Annotated in this window: 16 protein-coding genes; 11 read left to right on the top strand and 5 right to left on the bottom strand. The window is 69.0% G+C overall.

What is annotated here, in order from left to right; genetic code table 11:
• The first annotated feature begins 85 nt into the window (after nt 1-85).
• The 6 genes from typA (at nt 86) to ACZ7L1_RS05485 (ending at nt 8,461) form a co-directional block, all read left to right on the top strand.
• Complete coding sequence (gene typA / locus ACZ7L1_RS05510; RefSeq protein ID WP_471434421.1) at nt 86-2,002, top strand: translational GTPase TypA; 1,917 nt, start codon at nt 86-88, stop codon at nt 2,000-2,002.
• Between the two features lie 617 nt (nt 2,003-2,619).
• Nucleotides 2,620-4,239, top strand: a complete 1,620-nt coding sequence (locus tag ACZ7L1_RS05505) for a peptide ABC transporter substrate-binding protein (protein WP_471434419.1) — start codon at nt 2,620-2,622, stop codon at nt 4,237-4,239.
• 150 nt (nt 4,240-4,389) lie between these two features.
• Entirely contained in the window at nt 4,390-5,316 is a 927-nt protein-coding gene (locus tag ACZ7L1_RS05500; protein WP_388991129.1) for an ABC transporter permease, read from the top strand.
• Nucleotides 5,309-6,247, top strand: coding sequence for an ABC transporter permease (locus ACZ7L1_RS05495; protein ID WP_471434417.1), 939 nt, complete (start codon nt 5,309-5,311; stop codon nt 6,245-6,247). The genes ACZ7L1_RS05500 and ACZ7L1_RS05495 overlap by 8 nt, the downstream gene beginning before the upstream one ends.
• Before the next feature lie 11 nt (nt 6,248-6,258).
• Nucleotides 6,259-7,320 (top strand): ABC transporter ATP-binding protein, encoded by a 1,062-nt coding sequence (locus tag ACZ7L1_RS05490; RefSeq protein ID WP_471434415.1) that lies wholly within the window; start codon nt 6,259-6,261, stop codon nt 7,318-7,320.
• A complete protein-coding gene (locus ACZ7L1_RS05485; RefSeq protein ID WP_471434414.1) occupies nt 7,313-8,461 on the top strand; it encodes an ABC transporter ATP-binding protein in 1,149 nt (382 codons plus the stop codon). The genes ACZ7L1_RS05490 and ACZ7L1_RS05485 overlap by 8 nt, the downstream gene beginning before the upstream one ends.
• Before the next feature lie 87 nt (nt 8,462-8,548).
• Here ACZ7L1_RS05485 and ACZ7L1_RS05480 read toward each other — a convergent pair whose 3' ends face one another.
• Genes ACZ7L1_RS05480 through ACZ7L1_RS05460 form a run of 5 tightly spaced genes read right to left on the bottom strand, consistent with a single transcriptional unit; the run spans nt 8,549 to nt 14,352 of the window.
• The gene (locus tag ACZ7L1_RS05480) at nt 8,549-9,547 is read right to left on the bottom strand and encodes an ABC transporter ATP-binding protein (protein ID WP_471434412.1); all 999 of its coding nucleotides are present in this window, start codon (nt 9,545-9,547) and stop codon (nt 8,549-8,551) included.
• Nucleotides 9,544-10,545: an ABC transporter ATP-binding protein gene (locus ACZ7L1_RS05475; RefSeq protein ID WP_471434410.1), complete on the bottom strand. Its 1,002-nt coding sequence runs from the start codon at nt 10,543-10,545 to the stop codon at nt 9,544-9,546. The genes ACZ7L1_RS05480 and ACZ7L1_RS05475 overlap by 4 nt, the downstream gene beginning before the upstream one ends.
• Entirely contained in the window at nt 10,542-11,498 is a 957-nt protein-coding gene (locus ACZ7L1_RS05470) for an ABC transporter permease (protein ID WP_471434408.1), read from the bottom strand. The genes ACZ7L1_RS05475 and ACZ7L1_RS05470 overlap by 4 nt, the downstream gene beginning before the upstream one ends.
• On the bottom strand, nt 11,495-12,505 hold the full coding sequence (locus tag ACZ7L1_RS05465) for an ABC transporter permease (protein ID WP_471434407.1): 1,011 nt from the start codon (nt 12,503-12,505) through the stop codon (nt 11,495-11,497). The genes ACZ7L1_RS05470 and ACZ7L1_RS05465 overlap by 4 nt, the downstream gene beginning before the upstream one ends.
• Nucleotides 12,505-14,352 (bottom strand): ABC transporter substrate-binding protein, encoded by a 1,848-nt coding sequence (locus tag ACZ7L1_RS05460; RefSeq protein WP_471434405.1) that lies wholly within the window; start codon nt 14,350-14,352, stop codon nt 12,505-12,507. The genes ACZ7L1_RS05465 and ACZ7L1_RS05460 overlap by 1 nt, the downstream gene beginning before the upstream one ends.
• A gap of 401 nt (nt 14,353-14,753) precedes the next feature.
• Between ACZ7L1_RS05460 and ACZ7L1_RS05455 the strand changes: the two genes are divergently transcribed.
• From ACZ7L1_RS05455 to ACZ7L1_RS05435, 5 genes are read left to right on the top strand one after another with little or no spacing between them, the layout of a single operon-like run.
• Nucleotides 14,754-16,370 (top strand): peptide ABC transporter substrate-binding protein, encoded by a 1,617-nt coding sequence (locus ACZ7L1_RS05455; RefSeq protein WP_471434403.1) that lies wholly within the window; start codon nt 14,754-14,756, stop codon nt 16,368-16,370.
• Nucleotides 16,371-16,403: 33 nt separating this feature from the next.
• Nucleotides 16,404-17,327, top strand: a complete 924-nt coding sequence (locus ACZ7L1_RS05450; RefSeq protein ID WP_471434401.1) for an ABC transporter permease — start codon at nt 16,404-16,406, stop codon at nt 17,325-17,327.
• On the top strand, nt 17,320-18,288 hold the full coding sequence (locus ACZ7L1_RS05445; protein WP_471434399.1) for an ABC transporter permease: 969 nt from the start codon (nt 17,320-17,322) through the stop codon (nt 18,286-18,288). The genes ACZ7L1_RS05450 and ACZ7L1_RS05445 overlap by 8 nt, the downstream gene beginning before the upstream one ends.
• A gap of 5 nt (nt 18,289-18,293) precedes the next feature.
• Nucleotides 18,294-19,274, top strand: coding sequence for an ABC transporter ATP-binding protein (locus tag ACZ7L1_RS05440; protein ID WP_471434397.1), 981 nt, complete (start codon nt 18,294-18,296; stop codon nt 19,272-19,274).
• A complete protein-coding gene (locus ACZ7L1_RS05435) occupies nt 19,261-20,343 on the top strand; it encodes an ABC transporter ATP-binding protein (RefSeq protein ID WP_471434395.1) in 1,083 nt (360 codons plus the stop codon). Before ACZ7L1_RS05440 ends, ACZ7L1_RS05435 begins: the two co-directional genes overlap by 14 nt.
• Nucleotides 20,344-20,412 lie beyond the last annotated feature (69 nt).

The following is a 20,412-nucleotide window of genomic DNA, read 5'->3' as shown; positions in this document are numbered from 1 at the left end:
GGCCGTGGCACGTTCAGCCCGGCAGGGCGCGCGTACCGAGGACGTACGCGCAGCCGTCCTCACCACTCCGGGAGTACGCCGCAATATGGCTGTGACTGCAACGCGTCACGACATCCGCAACGTCGCCATCGTCGCCCACGTCGACCACGGCAAGACGACCATCGTCGACGGCATGCTGAAGCAGGCCGGCGCCTTCGCCGCCCACCAGCTCGAGCAGGTCGACGACCGGGTCATGGACTCCAACGACCTGGAGCGTGAGAAGGGCATCACGATCCTCGCCAAGAACACGGCGGTGAAGTACCACCCGAAGGACGGCGGAGACCCGATCACGATCAACATCATCGACACCCCCGGCCACGCCGACTTCGGCGGCGAGGTCGAGCGCGGTCTGTCGATGGTGGACGGCGTCGTGCTGCTCGTCGACGCCTCCGAGGGCCCGCTGCCGCAGACCCGTTTCGTGCTGCGCAAGGCGCTCCAGGCCCGGCTGCCCGTCATCCTGTGCATCAACAAGACGGACCGCCCCGACGCCCGTATCGACGAGGTCGTCAACGAGACCTACGACCTCTTCCTGGACCTGGACGCCGACGAGGACCAGATCGAGTTCCCGATCGTCTACGCCTGCGGCCGTGACGGCATCGCCTCGCTGACCAAGCCGGAGGACGGCACGGTCCCGGCGGACTCCACCAGCCTGGAGCCCTTCTTCTCCACGATCCTGGAGCACATCCCGGCCCCGACCTACGACGAGGACGCCCCGCTCCAGGCCCACGTCACCAACCTGGACGCCGACAACTTCCTCGGCCGTATCGCGCTGCTCCGCGTCGAGCAGGGCGAGCTGCGCAAGGGCCAGACCGTCGCCTGGATCAAGCGCGACGGGACCGTCGGCAACGTCCGCATCAGCGAGCTGATGATGACCGAGGCCCTCACCCGCAAGCCCGCCGAGAAGGCCGGCCCGGGTGACATCTGCGCCGTCGCCGGCATCCCCGACATCATGATCGGTGAGACCCTGGCGGACCCGGAGAACCCCATCGCGCTGCCGCTGATCACGGTCGACGAGCCCGCGATCTCCATGGTCATCGGTACGAACACCTCGCCGCTGGTCGGCAGGGGCGGCACCGGCAAGGGCGCCAACGCCAAGGCCACGGTCAAGGACCGCAAGGTCACCGCGCGCCAGGTCAAGGATCGCCTCGACCGCGAGCTGGTCGGTAACGTCAGCCTCCGGGTGCTGGACACCGAGCGCCCGGACGCCTGGGAGGTCCAGGGCCGCGGTGAGCTGGCGCTGGCCATCCTGGTCGAGCAGATGCGCCGTGAGGGCTACGAGCTGACCGTGGGCAAGCCGCAGGTCGTCACCAAGGAGATCGACGGCAAGGTCCACGAGCCGTTCGAGCGCATGACGATCGACGTGCCCGAGGAGCACATGGGCGCGGTCACGCAGCTCATGGGTGTCCGCAAGGGCCGTATGGACAACATGTCCAACCACGGCTCGGGCTGGGTCCGCATGGAGTTCGTGGTCCCCTCCCGCGGTCTGATCGGCTTCCGCACCGAGTTCCTGACCAGCACCCGCGGCACGGGCATCGGCCACTCCATCCACGAGGGCTTCGAGCCCTGGGCCGGGCCGCTCCAGACCCGTAACAACGGCTCGCTGGTGGCCGACCGCTCCGGCAGCGTCACCGCGTTCGCGATGACGAACCTCCAGGAGCGCGGCACGCTGTTCGTGGAGCCCGGCACCGAGGTGTACGAGGGCATGATCGTCGGCGAGAACTCCCGCTCCGACGACATGGACGTCAACATCACCAAGGAGAAGAAGCTCACCAACATCCGGTCCGCCACGGCCGACATCGCCGAGTCGATCGTGCCGCCGCGCAAGCTGTCGCTCGAGCAGTCCCTGGAGTTCTGCCGCGACGACGAGTGCGTCGAGGTGACGCCGGAGGCGGTCCGCATCCGCAAGGTCGTCCTGGACCAGCGCGAGCGGGCCCGCGCCGCGAGCCGCGCCAAGCACAGCTGATTTCAGGCCAGCCACGACAGGGCCGGGCGCTCCGCTGTACGGGGTGCTCGGCCCTGCCGCGCACAACAGCGGGATAGGGAAAACCCTTCACTTCTCCAGGGAGCCGCACAGTCGGACCTGGGCGCACTACCCTGCTCCCGACGTGCATTCCGGCCATGCCAGGCGGATCGCCGGCGAACAGGCTTAGCGGGGGCGGCCGTTCACCCGAACGGGTCGGCGCGTGCACGGTGCGCATCGGTGTGCGCGCACGCCAGTGGTGCCCCCGCACACCTTCACCGTAACCGCAACCGGATTTTTTCCCCCGAGTGTCCGGAATGCGGACACCGTACCCCGGTAGATGTGTAACAAGTCCGTTTCGCAGGGATCTTTCGGCAAACCGTTTGTCCGGATTTTGGAAGATGTACGGGCCAGGTGTGATGGAACCGAGACCTTAGGGGTGTGGTTCGTCCCTGGTCGATGGCAGATAGTTAGGCGCGTAGAGCTCGGATCAAAGGGTCACGCCGCTGGTGGCGCCGACTCACGAGCGCGGGGCACCTGACCATTTCAGGCACCGGTGACGGTGATGCGTCTTGTGCCCCTCCATGCGGTGAACCAATGGACTCATGAGGAGGAGCCCCATGCGTGGTGCCAAGAGCGCCAAGTGGGTTGCGATAGCCGCGGTTGTGGCGCTGGGTGCGACGGCCTGTGGTGGTGGCGGGGACAGCGGCTCGGGCGGCGGCAAGAGCAACGGCATCTTGTCGATGGAGATCGGTGAGCCGCAGAACAGCCTGGTCCCCACCAACACGTACGAGACCGAGGGCGGCCAGGTCATCAACGCTCTCTTCACGGGTCTGACCAAGCTTGACGGCAGCAACAAGGTCGTCAACGCCATGGCGCAGTCGATCGACACCAAGGACAACAAGGTCTGGACGATCAAGCTGAAGCCGGGCTACACCTTCCACAACGGTGAGAAGGTCACCGCCCAGTCCTTCATCGACGCCTGGAACTACGGCGCCAACCAGACCAACGCCCAGCAGACCAACCCGCTGTTCAGCCACATCCAGGGCTACAGCGACCTGAACCCGGGCGAGGGCAAGAAGCCCAAGACCGACAAGATGTCGGGTCTGAAGGCCATCGACGACAACACCCTCCAGGTCACCCTGGACGGTCCGTTCTCGGCGTTCACCTCGCAGCTGTCCTTCACCGCGTTCGTCCCGCTGCCCAAGGCCTTCTTCAAGGACCCGAAGGGCTTCGGCGAGGCCCCGATCGGCAACGGCCCCTTCATGATGAAGGGGAAGGTCAAGCACAACCAGGAAATCGACACCGTCAAGTACGACAAGTACCCGGACGCCTCGAAGATCGAGGTCAAGGGTGTCGACTTCAAGATCTACTCGAACCTGGACACGGCCTACAAGGACCTGGTCGCGGGCAACCTCGACATCGACATCAACGTTCCGACCTCGGGTCTGCCGACCTACAAGAAGGACCTGCCGGGCCGCACCATCGACGAGGCCGACTCGGCCGTCGGCTACATCGGCTTCCCGATCAAGTACAACAAGGCGTTCCAGAACGCGGACCTGCGCAAGTCCATCTCCATGGCGATCGACCGGAAGACGATCGCCGAGAAGGTCTTCGTCGGTGCCCGTACGCCCGCGGACGACTACATCAGCCCCATCATCGACGGCTACCGCAAGGGCGCCTGCGGTGAGGCCTGCACCTACAACCCGGGCAAGGCCAAGGAGCTCTACAAGCAGGCCGGCGGGCTGCCCGGCAACACGCTGGAGATCGGCTACAACGCGGACGGCGGCCACAAGGAGTGGGTCGAGGCGGTCGCCAACCAGCTCCAGCAGAACCTGGGCATCAAGGTGACGGCCAAGCCGTTCGAGCAGTTCCAGGCCATCCTCAACGACCTGGACGCCAAGAAGTACCAGGGCGCGTTCCGCATGGCCTGGAGCATGGACTACCCGGACATGGAGGACTACCTCCGTCCGGTCTTCTCGAAGGACGCCATCGCCAACGGCTCCAACTACTCCGGCTACGTCAACGAGGACTTCGAGAAGCTCCTCGTCAAGGGCGACCAGGCCCCGACGCACGAGGAAGCCGTCAAGATCTACCAGCAGGCCGACGACGTCCTCCTGAAGGACCTGCCGTACATCCCGGTGTACTTCTACACGCTGAACGCAGGCTTCAGCGAGAACATCAAGTCGATGACGGTCGCCGGCCACCAGGTCCTCTGGGACACGGTCAAGCTCGGCTGAGCCGTATCTGAGCAGGTCCGACACGCGGCCAGAGGGTGAGCAGGGGGAGAGGCTCGAAGCCTTCCCCTGCTCACCCCTTCTGCCGTCTCCCGTCCGACAGTGCCGCCGCCCCGGCCACGGGCGGATCGAGCACCCCCCTCTGGAGCACCCATGGGCCGATACGTCGTGCGCCGCCTCCTGCAGGTGATCCCTGTGGTGATAGGCGTCACGTTCATCATCTTCTGCCTGGTCTTCGCGCTGCCCGGCGACCCGATCCAGGCACTGGCCGGCGACAAGCGCGCCGACCCCAACATCGCGGCGATCATCCGCGCGCACTACCACCTGAACGAGCCGCTGTACCAGCAGTACTGGCACTACATCAGTGGCGTCTTCACCGGTGACCTCGGTGAGACCTACAACGGCCGTGCCATCTCGGACATCGTCGCCGAGCGGTTCCCGGTCACGCTCAAGCTGGGCCTGACTGCCTTCGCCATCGAGGCCGTCATCGGCATCCTGGCGGGCATCATGTCGGCGCTGAAGAAGGGCAAGTTCCTCGACAACGTGGTGCTGGTCGCCACCCTCCTGCTGATCTCCATCCCGGTCTTCGTGCTGGGCAGCGTCCTTCAGCTGGAGCTCGGCGTGAACCTCAAGGCCACGCCGGTCGCCGGCATCGACAAGGGCTGGCCGCAGAGCTACATCCTCCCGGCCATCGTGCTCGCCTCGACCTCGATGGCCTATATCGCGCGACTGGTACGGACGAGCCTGACGGAGTCGCTCCGGGCGGACTACGTCCGCACGGCGATCGCCAAGGGTCTGCCGCGGCGCCGGGTCATCGGCCTGCACGCGATGCGCAACTCCCTGATCCCGGTCGTCACCTTCCTGGGCTTCGACCTCGGCGCTCTGATGGGCGGCGCCATCATCACCGAGCGGGTGTTCAACATGCCCGGTATCGGTGGCCAGCTGGCCCAGTCCGTCTATCTGCGCGAGCGGCCGATCGTCGTCGGGCTGGTGACCCTGCTGGTGCTGATCTACCTGGCCGCCAACCTCCTCGTAGACCTGATGTACGCCGTGCTCGACCCGAGGATCCGCTATGAGTGAGAAGACGATAGAGAGGCCCACCACCGACGAGGCCTCCCTCGCCAAGGAGATCGAGGCCGAGGAGAAGGCGGCGGCCCGTCAGGCCAGCCTGCTCAAGGACGGCTGGGCGGACCTGCGCAAGCGGCCCATGTTCCTCGGGACCGCCTTCATCATCGTCTGCCTGCTCGCCCTGGCGATCGTGCCCAGCCTGTTCACGGCACGCTCCCCGTTCTCGGACGGCTTCTGCCAGCTGCAGAACTCCATGAACGGGCCGTCGTCCGGGCACTGGTTCGGCTTCGACGTGCAGGGCTGCGACATCTACACGCGGACCGTGTACGGCACCCGGAACTCGATCGTCGTCGGTGTGGTGACCACCGTCGCCACCACCCTGCTCGGCGGCCTGCTGGGCATGCTGGCCGGTCTGGTCGGCGGCTGGATCGACGCGGTGCTGTCCCGGATCACCGAGGTCTTCTCGGCCCTGCCGCTCATCGTCGGCGGTCTGCTGATCATGTCGATCTGGGGCGGCGGCGACGTGTGGACGGTGTCGTTCATCATGGCGATCCTCGGCTGGCCGCAGGTCTTCCGGATCATGCGCGGCGAGGTCATCTCGAACAAGTACAACGACTACGTGATGGCCGCCCGTGCGCTCGGCGCGGGCTCGAGTCGGATCGCGTTCCGGCACATCCTGCCGAACACGCTGGCCCCCGTCATCGTCATCACCACCATGAACCTCGGTGTCTACATCGCCGCCGAGGCCGCCCTGTCCTACCTGGGCATCGGCATCCAGTACCCCAACATCTCGTGGGGTCTGATGATCAGTGACGCCCAGGACCGGTTCCTGACCTCGCCGCACGCGCTGCTGTTCCCGGCCGGCGCCCTGAGCATCACCGTGCTGGCGTTCATCATGCTCGGCGACGTCGTCCGCGACGCCTTCGACCCGAAGATGCGCTGAGGGAGGCGTACGTGACCACCATCCAACCGACGGACGCCGTCCCGGCTCCGCGACCCGACGACGCCCAGAAGACCGGCCCGCTGCTCGAAGTGCGTGACCTGCACGTCGAGTTCCAGACCCGCGAGGGTGTGGTGCGGGCCGTCAACGGCGTCAACTACTCGGTGAACTCCGGGGAGACGCTCGCCGTGCTCGGCGAGTCCGGCTCCGGCAAGTCCGTGACCGCGCAGGCGATCATGGGCATCCTCGACATGCCGCCGGCCCGCATCCCGCAGGGAGAGATCCGCTTCTACGGCGAGGACATGCTGAAGATGTCCGCCGAGGAGCGGCGCAAGCTGCGCGGCGCGCGGATCGCGATGATCTTCCAGGACGCGCTCTCATCGCTCAACCCCGTGCTCAGCGTGGGTTTCCAGCTCGGTGAGATGTTCCGCGTCCACCAGGGGCTGTCCCGCAAGGAGGCCAAGGCCAAGGCGATCGAGCTGATGGACCGGGTGAAGATCCCGGCGGCCGCGGCGCGCGTGAACGACTACCCGCACCAGTTCTCGGGCGGTATGCGCCAGCGCATCATGATCGCCATGGCGCTCGCCCTGGAGCCGGACCTGATCATCGCCGACGAGCCGACCACGGCCCTCGACGTGACCGTCCAGGCCCAGGTGATGGACCTGCTCGCGGAGCTGCAGCGCGAGTACCAGATGGGTCTGATCCTCATCACCCACGACCTGGGTGTCGTGGCGGACGTCGCCGACAAGATCGCGGTGATGTACGCGGGCCGCATCGTGGAGACGGCGCCGGTGCACGAGCTGTACAAGCGCCCGGCCCACCCCTACACCCGGGGGCTGCTCGACTCGATCCCGCGCCTGGACCAGAAGGGCCAGGACCTCTACGCGATCAAGGGTCTGCCGCCCAACCTGCTGAAGGTGCCCGGCGGTTGCGCCTTCAACCCGCGGTGCGAGAAGGCGCAGGACATCTGCCGCACGGAGCGTCCGCCACTGGTCCCGGTGACCGAGCCGGACGGAACGGAACTGCCCGGCCGCGCCAGCGCGTGCCACTTCTGGAAGGAGACGATCCATGGCTGAGCCGACCAAGACCGGCGAGCCGCAGGACGCGACACCGAACGTCTCCGCCGTGGACGTCGCCGACGTGCACTCCGAGGAGGAGGCGGTCGCCGCCCTCGACGCGCCGGTCCACCGGGGCGAGCCGATTCTGCAGGTGCGCAACCTGGTCAAGCACTTCCCGCTGACCCAGGGCGTCGTCATCAAGCGTCAGATCGGCGCGGTGAAGGCCGTCGACGGCGTCTCCTTCGACCTCTACCAGGGCGAGACCCTGGGCATCGTCGGCGAGTCCGGGTGCGGCAAGTCGACGGTGGCCAAGCTCGTGATGAACCTGGAGCGGGCGACCGCCGGTGAGATCTTCTACAAGGGCCAGGACATCACCAAGCTGTCCGGCAAGGCCCTCAAGGCGGTCCGCCGCAACATCCAGATGATCTTCCAGGACCCGTACACGTCGCTCAACCCGCGTATGACGGTGGGCGACATCATCGGCGAGCCCTTCGACATCCACCCCGAGGTGGCCCCCAAGGGCGACCGGCGCCGCAGGGTGCAGGAGCTCCTCGACGTCGTGGGTCTCAACCCGGAGTACATCAACCGCTACCCGCACCAGTTCTCGGGCGGTCAGCGCCAGCGCATCGGCATCGCCCGCGGCCTGGCCCTGAACCCCGAGGTCATCATCTGCGACGAGCCGGTCTCCGCCCTGGACGTGTCGGTCCAGGCGCAGGTCATCAACCTGATGGAGCGACTGCAGGACGAGTTCAACCTCTCCTACATGTTCATCGCGCACGACCTGTCGATCGTCCGGCACATCTCGGACCGCGTGGGCGTGATGTACCTCGGCAAGATCGTCGAGATCGGCGACGACGAGCAGATCTACGATCACCCGACGCACCCCTACACCCAGGCGCTGCTGTCGGCGGTCCCCGTGCCGGACCCGGAGGCCCGTGAGCACCGCGAGCGGATCATCCTCACCGGCGACGTGCCCTCCCCGGCCAACCCGCCCTCGGGCTGCAGCTTCCGCACCCGTTGCTGGAAGGCCACGGACAGGTGCGCCGAGGAGGTGCCGCTGCTGGCGATCCCCGAGCGCTTCAAGGACGCGGACTCCCCCACGGCCCACGAGTCGGCGTGTCACTTCGCCGAGGAGAAGGACGTCGTGCACGCGGCCTGACGTCTGTCCGGCATCTGTTCGGTTCCCGGTACCTCGTAAGGTGCCGGGAACCGGCGTTTTTCCGCAGGTGACGGGCCGCCCAAGCCATCAAGGGGCGACGACGGTCCGAGCCCAGTGGCACGCCACCTGCCCGCCGTCGCCCCCGCCCAGCACCTCCAGGTCCCGGGTCCGGCACGCGTCCGCGACGCCCGCCCGTTCCGCCTCTCCGCCGGCCAGGATCTGGCAGCGGGGGTGGAAGCGGCAGCCCGTGGGGATGCGCGAGGGGTCCGGGGGTTCGCCGGACAGGACGACGGGGGCACCCGGGGCTTCCGGGAGGACCGAGAGCAGCGCCTGGGTGTAGGGGTGCCGTGGGGCGGTCAGGACCTGTTCGACGTCGCCCGTCTCCACGATCCGGCCCAGGTACATGACCGCCACCCGGTCCGCGATGTTCCAGGCCAGGCCCAGATCGTGCGTCACCACAAGCGCGGACAGGCCCAGTTCGGTGCGCAGGCGCAGCAGCAGGGCCAGGATCTCGCCGCGCACCGAGGCGTCGAGGGAGGCCACCGGCTCGTCGGCGACGATCAGTTCCGGGTCCAGGACGAGCGCGCCCGCGATCACCACGCGCTGGCGCTGGCCTCCCGACAGCTCGTGCGGATAGCGCAGGAAGAAGCGCTCCGGTGGGCGGAGCCCCGCCCGGGAGAGGGCGCGCGACACCGCCGTCTGCTCGTCTGCGCCGTACCCGTGGATGCGCAGCCCCTCCGCGACCGCCTCGTGCACCGTGTGCCGGGGGTTGAGCGATCCGCTCGGGTCCTGGAGCACCAGCTGGACGCGTCTGCGATACGCCTTCAGGGCCCGGGCGGAGTAGTCGAGCGGCCGTCCGGCGAAGCGGACGCGTCCCGACGTCGGCGGTACCAGGCCGAGCAGTGCCCGGGCCAGGGTCGTCTTGCCGCAGCCCGACTCGCCGACCAGCGCCACGATCTCCCCGGGGCGGATGTCGAGGTCCACACCGTCCACCGCCCGGGACGGCAGACCGCCGTGGCGCCCGGGGAAGGCCACGCACAGTCCCTCCGCGCTCAGCAGCGGTGATGCAGTCGGTGAGGTCGTCATGGGCTGCTCCTCGCGTCCTCCGTCGCCGCCGTCGGACCGGGGGCGGGGTGTGGCGACACATGCACGCAGGCCGCCCGGCGGCCCGGGCCGGCGTCCCGCAACTCCTGGTCCTGGGTGGCGCAGCCGTCCAGGACCACCGGACAGCGCGGGTGGAAGGCGCAGCCGGACGGCAGGGCGGACGGGTCGGGCGGATCGCCCGCCAGGCCGCGTGGGGCATAGCGGGAGGCCGGGTCGCCGATGCGGGGGAACGCCGCGGACAGGGCGCGGGCGTACGGATGCCGGGCGTCGTCGTAGAGCTGCCGGGCCGGGCCCTCCTCGACCACCCGGCCCGCGTACATCACCGCCAGCCGGTCGCAGGTCTCGGCGAGGACGGCCAGATCGTGGCTGATCATGATCAGGCCCAGGTCCTGTTCGGCGACGAGCCGGCCGATCAGCCGCAGGATCTGCGCCTGGATCATCACGTCCAGGGCCGTGGTCGGCTCGTCGGCGATGACGAGCCGTGGGTCGCAGGCCAGCGCCATGGCGATCATCACGCGCTGGCGCTGGCCGCCGGACAGTTCGTGGGGGAACGCCGTCGCCCGTGCGGCCGGGAGGCCCACGTGCTCCAGCAGTTCGCCGGTCCTGCGCTTCGCCTCGGCCGCGGTCGCCTTGCGGTGCAGCAGCATCGGCTCGGCGATCTGGTCGCCGACCCGGTGCACCGGGTTGAGGGAGTGCATCGCTCCCTGGAAGACGATCGAGGCCCCCGCCCAGCGGACCGCCCTGACCTGCCCCCACCGCATCGTCAGCACGTCCTCGCCGTCCAGCAGGACCTGCCCGCCGACCCGGGTACCGGGCGGCAGCAGCCGCAGCAGGGCCAGCGCCAGGGTGGACTTCCCGCAGCCCGACTCGCCCGCGATACCGAGCCTGTGCCCCGCCTCCAGCACCAGGTCGACGCCCCGCACGGCGGCGGCCCCGCCGGCGTAGGTCACCTCCAGATCCCTCACCTCCAGCAGCGTCAACGCTCCACCCCCAGCCGGGGATCGAGGACGGACTCCACCGCGCGGCCGCACAGCGTGAAGGCCAGGGCGACGACGGCGATCGCGATGCCCGGCGGCACCAGGTACCACCAGTCGCCGGAGCTGACCGCGCCCGCCTCGCGGGCGTCCTGGAGCAGACCGCCCCAGGACACCACCGTCGGGTCGCCCATGCCGAGGAAGGCCAGCGTCGCCTCGGCGAGGATGGACGAGGAGATCATCAGGGTCGTCTGCGCCAGCACCAGCGGCATGACGTTGGGCAGCACGTGCCGGAGCATGATGTGCGCGTGGCCGCCGCCGAGCGCCCGCGCCCGCTCGATGTAGGGCCTGGACTCCACCGCCAGCGTCTGCGCCCGCACCAGCCGGGCCGTGGTCGGCCAGGACGTCACACCGATCGCCAGGATCACCGTGCCGAGCGAGCGGGACATCACGGTGGCGAGCGCGATGGCGAGGACCAGCGTCGGCATCACCAGGAACCAGTCCGTGATCCGCATCGTCACCGTGGCGTAGGCGCCCCGGAAGTGACCGGCGGTGATCCCGACCAGTGCGCCGATCGCCACGGACAGCACCGCCGCGAGCAGTCCGACCAGCAGCGAGATCCGCGAGCCCCACACCACCAGGCCCAGCAGGTTCCGCCCGAAGCGGTCCGTGCCCAGCGGGAACCCACCGCTCGGATGCTGAAGCGGCCGGCCCGGCGCGCCGGTCACACTGGACACGTCGGAACCGACGGTCAGCGGCGCGGTGAGCGCGACCGCGGCGAACAGGACGAGGACGGCCAGGCCCACGAGCCCGGCGCGGTGCGTGCGGAGTTGCGTCCAGAAGCGGGCGGTGGAGCGGCGGCGGCGCTGCCACGCGAGCGCGCGCGGGCTCGCCTTCGCCACCGGCGCAGTCGTGGCGGTACGGGTCGGCCCGCCCGGGGGAGTCGTGTCGGTCGTCATCGGCCCACCCGGGGGTCGAGCAGCGGATAGATCAGGTCCGCCAGCGTGTTCATGAGGATCACCGCCGAGGCGAAGACGAAGAACAGCCCCTGGACGAGGGGCAGGTCGGGCACGCTCAGCGCCTGGTAGAAGAGCCCGCCGAGGCCCGGCCAGGAGAACACGGTCTCGACGAGGATGACACCCGCGACCGTCCGGCCGAGATTGACGAAGACCAGCGTCACGGTCGGCAGCAGCGCGTTCGGCACCGCGTGCCGGCGGCGGACCAGGTCGTCCCTCAGGCCCTTGGCGCGCGCGGTGGTCAGATAGTCGCCGCCCATCTCGTCGAGCAGCGCCGAGCGGGTGACCAGCAGCGTCTGTCCGTACTCGACCGCGACCAGCGTGATCACCGGCAGGACGAGATGGTGGGCGACGTCGACGGCGTACGCGAAGCCCTCCTTGCCGCCCGACTCCATGCCGCCGGTCGGGAACACACCCGGGACCGGGCCCATGCCCACCGCGAACACGATGATGAGCAGCAGACCCAGCCAGAAGGAGGGGATCGAGTACAGGGTCAGCGCCACACCGGTGTTGAGCCGGTCGCCGAGCCGGCCGTGGCGCCACGCCGAGCGGGTGCCGAGGACGACGCCGAGGACCGTGTAGAGGACGAACGCGGTGCCGGTGAGCAGCAGCGTGTTCGGCAGCGCCTCGGTGATCTTGTCGATGACCGGGGCCCGGAACTGGTACGACGTGCCGAGGTCGCCCGTGAGCGCCTTGCCGCAGTAGCCCGTGAACTGCTTCCACAACGGCAGGTCGAGACCGAACTCCCTGCGGTAGGCCGTCAGTTGCGCGGCCGATACCGGACGGCCGCCCGTCATGAACTTCACCGGGTCGCCCGGGATCAGCCGGAAGAGGAAGAAACTGGTCACGAGGACGGCGAGCAAGGAGACGGCGGCGCCGCCCGCCTTGCCCGCCGCGTACCGCAGGTACGGGGTTCCGGCATGTGTCCGCGGTTCGCGCGCCGGTTCCACTACTCACGGTCCTCGGCGGTGGCGCGGCGCCGCAGGCCGAGGAACACCCCGGCGCCGACGAGGACCACGACGCCCGCGACGATGCCGACGACGACCCCGGTGGAGGAGGAACCGCCCGAGGAGTCACCGGAGTTCGCCGGTACGGCCGACCACCAGCTCCAGTAACCGTCCTGGCCGTAGATGTTGCCCGCCTTCCGGGGCATGGTGGTGATCGACGCGATCTGGTCCGTCCGGTAGGCCTCGACCGCGTTCGGATAGGCCATGACGTTCATGTACCCGAGGTCGTACAGCCGCGACTCGGCCTGCTTGACGAGGTCGGCCCGCTTGGCGGGGTCGTACTCCGCGAGCTGCCGGGCGTAGAGGTCGTCGTACTGCCTGTCGCAGATGAAGTTGTCCGTGGCGGCCGTGTCCTTGGGGGTCGCCGGGAGCGCCGCGCAGGTGTGGATCGACAGCACGAAATCGGGGTCGGGGTTGACGGACCAGCCGTCGAAGGCGAGGTCGTATCTGCCGGCGAGCCAGGGGTCGGTCACGTTGTCCAGGCAGTCGAGCGTCAGGCCGATGCCGAGCTTGCCCCACCACTCCTTCAGGTACTGGCCGACCGCCTTGTCGTTCGGGTCGGTGGCGTGGCACAGCATGCGGTAGGTGAGGGGCTTGCCGTCCTTGCCCACGCGTTTGCCGTCGGCGTTCTTCCGGTAGCCCGCCTGGTCGAGGAGCCTGGCGGCCTTCGCGGGGTCGTAGGCCAGCTCCTGGGCCGCCGACGGCTTCCAGAAGTACGTGGAGAAGCGGGGCGGTATGTAACCCTGGCCCTCGACGGCGTGGCCCTGGAACACCTTGTCGACGAGTGACCTGCGGTCGACGGCCGTGAACAGGGCGTGCCGCACCCGCTCGTCCAGGAGGGAGGGGTCGCCGTCGCCGAACTTCTGCCCGTTCCTCGCCCGGGCGCCGGGGTTGGTGGCGATGGCGTAGAAGCGGCGGCCCGGGGCGTCGTTGACCTTGATGCCCTTCACGCCCTGGAGCGCGGCGGCCTGAGCAGGTGTCAGGGAGGGCGAGCCCGCGACGAAGGACACCTCTCCCTTGCGCAGCGCCGCCACCGCCGCGTCCTGGTCCTTGTAGTACCGGAACACCAGCTCGTCGAACTTCGGGGCGCCCCGCCAGAAGTTCTTGTTGGCCTTGAGCCGCACATAGCTGTCGGGCTTGTAACCGGTCAGGACGAACGGCCCGTCACCGACCACGGGGAAGCTCTTGTCGTTGTTGAACGTCCCGAAGTCCCCGACCTTCTCCCAGACGTGCTTGGGCACGATCGGCACGTCGAGCGCGGTCATCGTGGCCTGGGGCTTCTTGAGTTCTATGACGAGCGTGGTGGGGTCCGGAGCCGTGACCTTCCGGAAGTTCGCGACGAAGCTGCCGTTCGCGGTGGCCGCCTTGTCGTCGGTCATCATCTTGGTGAACGTCCACGCCGCGTCCTCGGCGGTGACCTTCTGCCCGTCCGACCATGTGGCGCCGGAGCGGATCGTGTACGTCCAGGTGAGCTTGTCGGCGGACGGCTTCCACCGGGTGGCGAGGCCCGGGACCGGGTGGGCGTCCCCCGGGTCGTAGTCGTTCAGGTACTCGTACATCAGCCGGTTGATGCTGGTACTGACCAGGCGGGTCGCGAGGAACGGGCTCAGTGAGTCCACGCTCTGGGCGACCGCCACGGTGAGGACCGCGTCGCTCTCCTTCGCCTCGGCCTGCTGGGGCAGGGCGAGGGCGGCGGAGACCGTGAGGGCGGCGGCGACGAGCCGCGCTGAACGGTGTCGTGGACGGTCCGGGCGCGAGCGCCCTCTGCCGTGCTGGTCTTGCGTGCTCATCGATGCTGACCTCACGTCATCACTGCACGGGGACGGCGGTTCGGGGAACGGCTTGAATCGGGCCGGATCGGCTGACGCCGGATGGGTGATGAGTGTGTCTATCAGCGTCGCTCCGCACCCGTCAACGGTGCGTCAAACACCGTGTGGCCTGCGGAAACGAGGTAACTGATGGCGTGTCGGCAACCATTGGTCCACACCTGTGAAGCATCGCTGGTGGCGGCCTGACGCCCTGGCTGCGGCGGCCTGCCGCCTTCGCTTGCGGCGGCCCGACGCCCCGGTCCGGACGGGGTGCGGCCAGTCGGGTGGCGTTGCGTGTGATGAGGGGTCTTCGGGCCGATAGTGGCGATAAAGGACAGTGTCCCGGCGCCGAGGGCAGGCGCACACCCTCGAGGAGGCACCCCATGCGTGGAGCCAGGCACGCCCTGTGGGCGGCGGTGGCCGCCCTCATGGTGGCCGCCTGTGGCGGGGGCGCGGACGGCGGCGGCACCGCGCCCGGGGTGTTCAGCTCCTCCTGGGGCGACCCGCAGAACCCGCTCGAGCCGGCCAACACCAACGAGGTACAGGGCGGCAAGGTGCTCGACATGGTCTTCCGGGGGCTCAAGCGGTACAACCCGAGGACCGGCGCGGCCGAGGACATGCTCGCCGAGAGCATCGGGACGTCCGACTCGCGGAACTTCACCGTCACCGTCAAGGATGGTTGGAGGTTCAGCAACGGGGAGCCGGTCACCGCCCGGTCCTTCGTCGACGCCTGGAACTACGGCGCGAGCTTGAGGAACAACCAGAGGAACGCGTACTTCTTCGGGTACATCGAGGGCTACGACAAGGTGCACCCGGCCTCCGGCACCCAGACCGCCGACACCCTCTCCGGGCTGAAGGTGACCGGCCGGCGCACCTTCACCGTCCGGCTGGGCCAGAAGTTCTCCACGTTCCCGGACACCCTCGGCTACGTGGCCTTCGCCCCGCTGCCCCGGGCGTTCTTCGACCACCACGCGGACTGGCTGAAGAAGCCCGTCGGCAACGGCCCGTACCTGGTCCACTCCTACACGCGCGGCTTCATGATGTCCCTGCGGAAGTGGGGCGCCTACCCCGGCCCGGACAAGGCCCGCAACAACGGCGTGGACCTGAAGGTCTACACCGACAGCAACACCGCCTACACCGACCTGCTGGCCGGCAACCTCGACCTCAGCGACGACGTGCCCGCCTCGCAGCTCAGGAACGTGAAGTCCGATCTCGGCGGCCGGTACATCACCGAGCCGGCCGGCATCATCCAGACCCTCGCCTTCCCCTACTACGACCCGCGGTGGAACAGACCGGGGACGGAGAAGGTCCGCACGGGCCTGTCCATGGCGATCAACCGGGACCAGATCACCGACACGATCTTCCACCACACCCGCACCCCCGCCAGTGACTGGACCTCACCCGTCCTCGGCACCGACGGCGGTTTCAAGGAAGGGCTGTGCGGCGACGCGTGCCGCTACGACCCGGGGCGGGCCAAGAAGCTGATCCAGGAGGGCGGCGGGCTGCCCGGCGGGCAGCTCAGGATCACCTACAACGCGGACTCCGGTTCGCACCGGGAGTGGGTGGACGCCGTGTGCAACTCCATCAACAACGCCCTCGGCAACGACCGTGCCTGCGTGGGCAACCCGGTCGGCACCTTCGCCGACTTCCGCAACCAGATCGCGCAGCACAAGATGTCCGGGCCGTTCCGCGCCGGATGGCAGATGGACTACCCGCTCATCCAGAACTTCCTCCAGCCGCTCTACTACACGAACGCCTCCTCCAACGACGGCAAATGGTCGAACAAGGACTTCGACAAGCTCGTCGACCGGGCGAACGCCGCGAGCGACAAGGCGGCCGCGGTCGGGCTGTTCCAGCAGGCCGAGGGGGTCGTGCGGGACAACATGGCCGCCATCCCGCTCTGGTACCAGAACGGCAGCGCCGGCTACTCCCAGCGCCTCGCGCACGTGGCGCTCAACCCGTTCAGCGTCCCCGTCTACGACCGGATCGAGGTCCGCTGAACCGCACGCCCGCCCGCCACCCCCGGAGGCCCCATGGGACGGTACGTCGTCCGGCGCCTGCTGCAGATGATCCCGGTCTTCTTCGGCGCCACCCTGCTCATCTTCCTGATGGTGAACGTGATGGGCGACCCCGTCGCCGGCCTGTGCGGCGAACGGCAGTGCGACCCTGCCACCGCCGCCCAGCTGCGCCGGGAGTTCGGCCTCGACAAGCCCCTCTGGCAGCAGTACGCGACCTACATGGGCAACGTCTTCACCGGCGACTTCGGCACCGCCTTCAACGGGCAGAAGGTCACCGAGCTGATGGCGACCGCCTTCCCGCCCACCATCCGGCTCACCGTCGTCGCGATCGTCTTCGAGGTCGTCCTCGGGATCGCGCTGGGCGTGGTCACCGGGTTGCGCCGCGGGCGGCCCGTCGACACCACGGTCCTGCTGCTCACTCTCGTCGTGATCTCCGTGCCGACCTTCGTCACCGGTCTGCTGCTCCAACTCCTGCTCGGTGTGAAGTGGGGCTGGACCAGACCGTCGGTCTCCCCGGCGGCCACCGTCGGGGAGCTGATCGTGCCCGGCCTCGTCCTCGCCTCCGTCTCCCTCGCCTATGTCACCCGGCTCACCCGGACCTCCCTCGCCGAGAACAGACGTTCCGACTACGTCCGCACCGCCGTCGCCAAGGGGCTGCCGCGCCGGCGTGTGATCACCCGGCATCTGCTGCGCAACTCGCTCATCCCCGTCGTCACCTTCATCGGCACCGACATCGGCGCCCTGATGGGAGGCGCGATCGTCACCGAGCGGATCTTCAACATCCACGGCGTCGGCTACCAGCTCTACCAGGGGATCCTGCGGCAGAACACCCAGACGGTCGTCGGGTTCGTGACCGTACTCGTGCTGGTCTTTCTGGTCGCCAACCTGCTCGTCGACCTCCTGTACGCCGTACTCGACCCGAGGATCCGCTATGCCTGAGCAGCCACGGTACGAGCGGAAGGGGGCCATCGCCGGGACGGGCATGGGCGGTGCCATGGACCTCGCCGCCAGCGAGGCGACCACCCTGGAGAGGGGACCGGAAGGCCCGGCCGGCCGGCCGCGCAGCCTCTGGTCCGACGCCTGGCGCGACCTGCGCCGCAACCCGGTCTTCCTCGTCTCCGCGCTGGTGATCCTCTTCCTCGTCCTGATCTCCCTGTGGCCGTCCCTGATCACCTCCGGCAACCCCCTCGTCTGCGAGCTGTCCAAGGCCCAGGAGGGCTCCCAGCCCGGACATCCGTTCGGGTTCGACGGCCAGGGCTGCGACGTGTACACCCGGACCGTCTACGGCGCCCGTACCTCCGTCACGGTGGGCGTCTGCGCCACGCTCGGCGTCGCCGTCCTCGGCTCGGTCCTCGGCGGGCTGGCCGGGTACTTCGGCGGCGGATGGGACGCGATCCTGTCCCGCGCCACCGACATCTTCTTCGCCATCCCGGTCGTCCTGGGCGGGCTCGTGCTGCTCTCCGTGGTGACCGGCAACACGGTGTGGCCGGTCGTCGGGTTCATCGTGCTGCTCGGCTGGCCGCAGATCTCCCGGATCGCCCGCGGCGCGGTCATCACCGCCAAACAGCACGACTACGTCCAGGCCGCCCGCGCCCTCGGGGCCTCCGACACCCGCATCCTGCTGCGCCACATCGCGCCCAACGCCATCGCGCCGGTGATCGTCGTAGCGACCATCGCGCTCGGCACCTACATCGCCCTCGAGGCCACCCTGTCCTACCTCGGCGTCGGGCTGAAGCCGCCGAGCGTGTCCTGGGGGATCGACATCTCCGCCGCCTCCCCGTACATCCGCAACGCCCCGCACGCGCTGCTGTGGCCCTCCGGGGCTCTGGCGATCACCGTGCTGGCGTTCATCATGCTGGGCGACGCGGTGCGCGACGCCCTCGACCCGAAGCTGAGGTGACGGCCGTGCTGCTCGAAGTGCGGGACCTGTTCGTGGAGTTCCGGACCCGGGAGGGGATCGCCCGGGCCGTCAACGGGGTCGGCTACAGCGTGGACGCCGGGGAGACGCTGGCCGTGCTCGGCGAGTCCGGCTCCGGCAAGTCCGTCACCGCGCAGGCCGTCATGGGCATCCTGGACACGCCGCCCGGCCGGATCACCGGTGGCCGCGTCCTCTTCCAGGGGCGGGACCTGCTCACCCTCAAGGAGGAGGAGCGGCGCAGGATCCGCGGTGCGGCCATGGCCATGATCTTCCAGGACGCCCTCTCCGCGCTGAACCCCGTCCTCACCGTGGGCGACCAGCTCGGCGAGATGTTCGTCGTGCACCGGGGGATGTCGAAGAAGGACGCGCGCGCCCGGGCGATCGAGCTGATGGACCGGGTACGTATCCCGGCCGCCCGCCAGCGCGTGCGAGACTATCCACACCAGTTCTCCGGCGGTATGCGCCAACGTGTCATGATCGCCATGGCGCTGGCGCTGGAGCCCGCGCTGATCATCGCCGACGAGCCCACCACCGCCCTCGACGTCACCGTGCAGGCCCAGGTCATGGACCTGCTGGCCGAGCTGCGCCGGGAGTACGGCATGGGGCTGGTCCTCATCACCCACGACCTCGGTGTCGTCGCGGACGTCGCCGACCGGATCGCCGTCATGTACGCGGGCCGGATCGTCGAGTCCGCCCCCGTGCACGACCTCTACAAGAACCCCGCCCACCCCTACACACGGGGCCTGCTCGACTCCATCCCCCGTCTGGACCGCAAGGGCCGGCGGCTGTACGCCATCGAGGGCCTGCCGCCGAGCCTCACGCACATCCCCCCGGGCTGCCCCTTCCACCCCCGCTGCCCGCTGGCCCGCGACGTGTGCCGCACCGACGAGCCGCCGCTCTACGAGGTGGACGAGCGGCGGGGGAGCGCCTGCCACTTCTGGAGGGAGTGCCTGCATGGCCGGCCCTGAGACGATCCTGGAGGTCAGCGGGCTGGTCAAGCACTATCCGCTCACCCGGGGGATCCTGTTCAAGAGGCAGATCGGCGCGGTGCGGGCGGTCGACGGCGTCGACTTCACGCTCGGCCGGGGCGAAACGCTCGGCATCGTCGGGGAGTCCGGGTGCGGCAAGTCGACGCTCGCCAGGCTGCTGGTCAACCTGGAGCCGCCGACGGCCGGTTCGATCCGGTACAAGGGCGAGGACATCACCCGGTTGTCCGGGCGCGCGCTGAAGGCGGTGCGGCGCAACATCCAGATGGTGTTCCAGGACCCGTACACCTCCCTCAACCCCCGTATGACGGTGGGCGACATCGTGGGGGAGCCGTACGAGATCCATCCCGAGGTCGCACCCAAGGGGGACAGACGGCGGCGGGTGCGGGAGCTGCTGGACGTCGTCGGGCTCAACCCCGAGCACATCAACCGCTATCCGCACCAGTTCTCCGGAGGTCAGCGCCAACGCATCGGCATCGCCCGGGGGCTGGCGCTGCGCCCGGAGATCATCGTGGCGGACGAGCCGGTCTCCGCGCTCGACGTGTCGGTGCAGGCCCAGGTGATCAACCTGATGGCGCGGCTCCAGGACGAGTTCGGGCTGTCGTACGTCTTCATCGCGCACGACCTGTCGATCGTGCGGCACATCTCCGACCGGGTCGGGGTGATGTATCTCGGGAAGATCGTGGAGATCGGCTCCGACGAGGAGATCTACGAGCATCCCACGCACCCGTACACCCAGGCGCTGCTCTCCGCCGTGCCCGTGCCCGACCCGGCGGCACGGGAGCGCCGGGAGCGGATCATCCTCAGCGGTGACGTGCCGTCCCCGGCGGACATCCCCTCCGGCTGCCGGTTCCGCACGCGTTGCTGGAAGGCCAGGGAGCGGTGCGCGCTCGAGGTGCCGCCGCTCGCGGTGCCGGAGGAGTTCCGGGGGACGACGGGACCGGCCGCGCACGATTCGGCGTGCCACTTCGCGGAGGAGATGCGCGTGGTGCCGCCCGAGGAGCCGCCGGAGGAGCCTCATAACTCCGCAAACACACATGAAGTGCGTTAACACTGAGGCAACTTGGCTGACGCGATTCCGATATACGGACGCAGCACAGTGAACAGCGTACGGCCGTGC

The organism is Streptomyces sp. NPDC107546 (genome assembly GCF_055639175.1).
The sequence above is the reverse complement of the archived record's forward strand: the minus strand, read 5'-3'. Positions and strand labels throughout refer to the sequence as shown.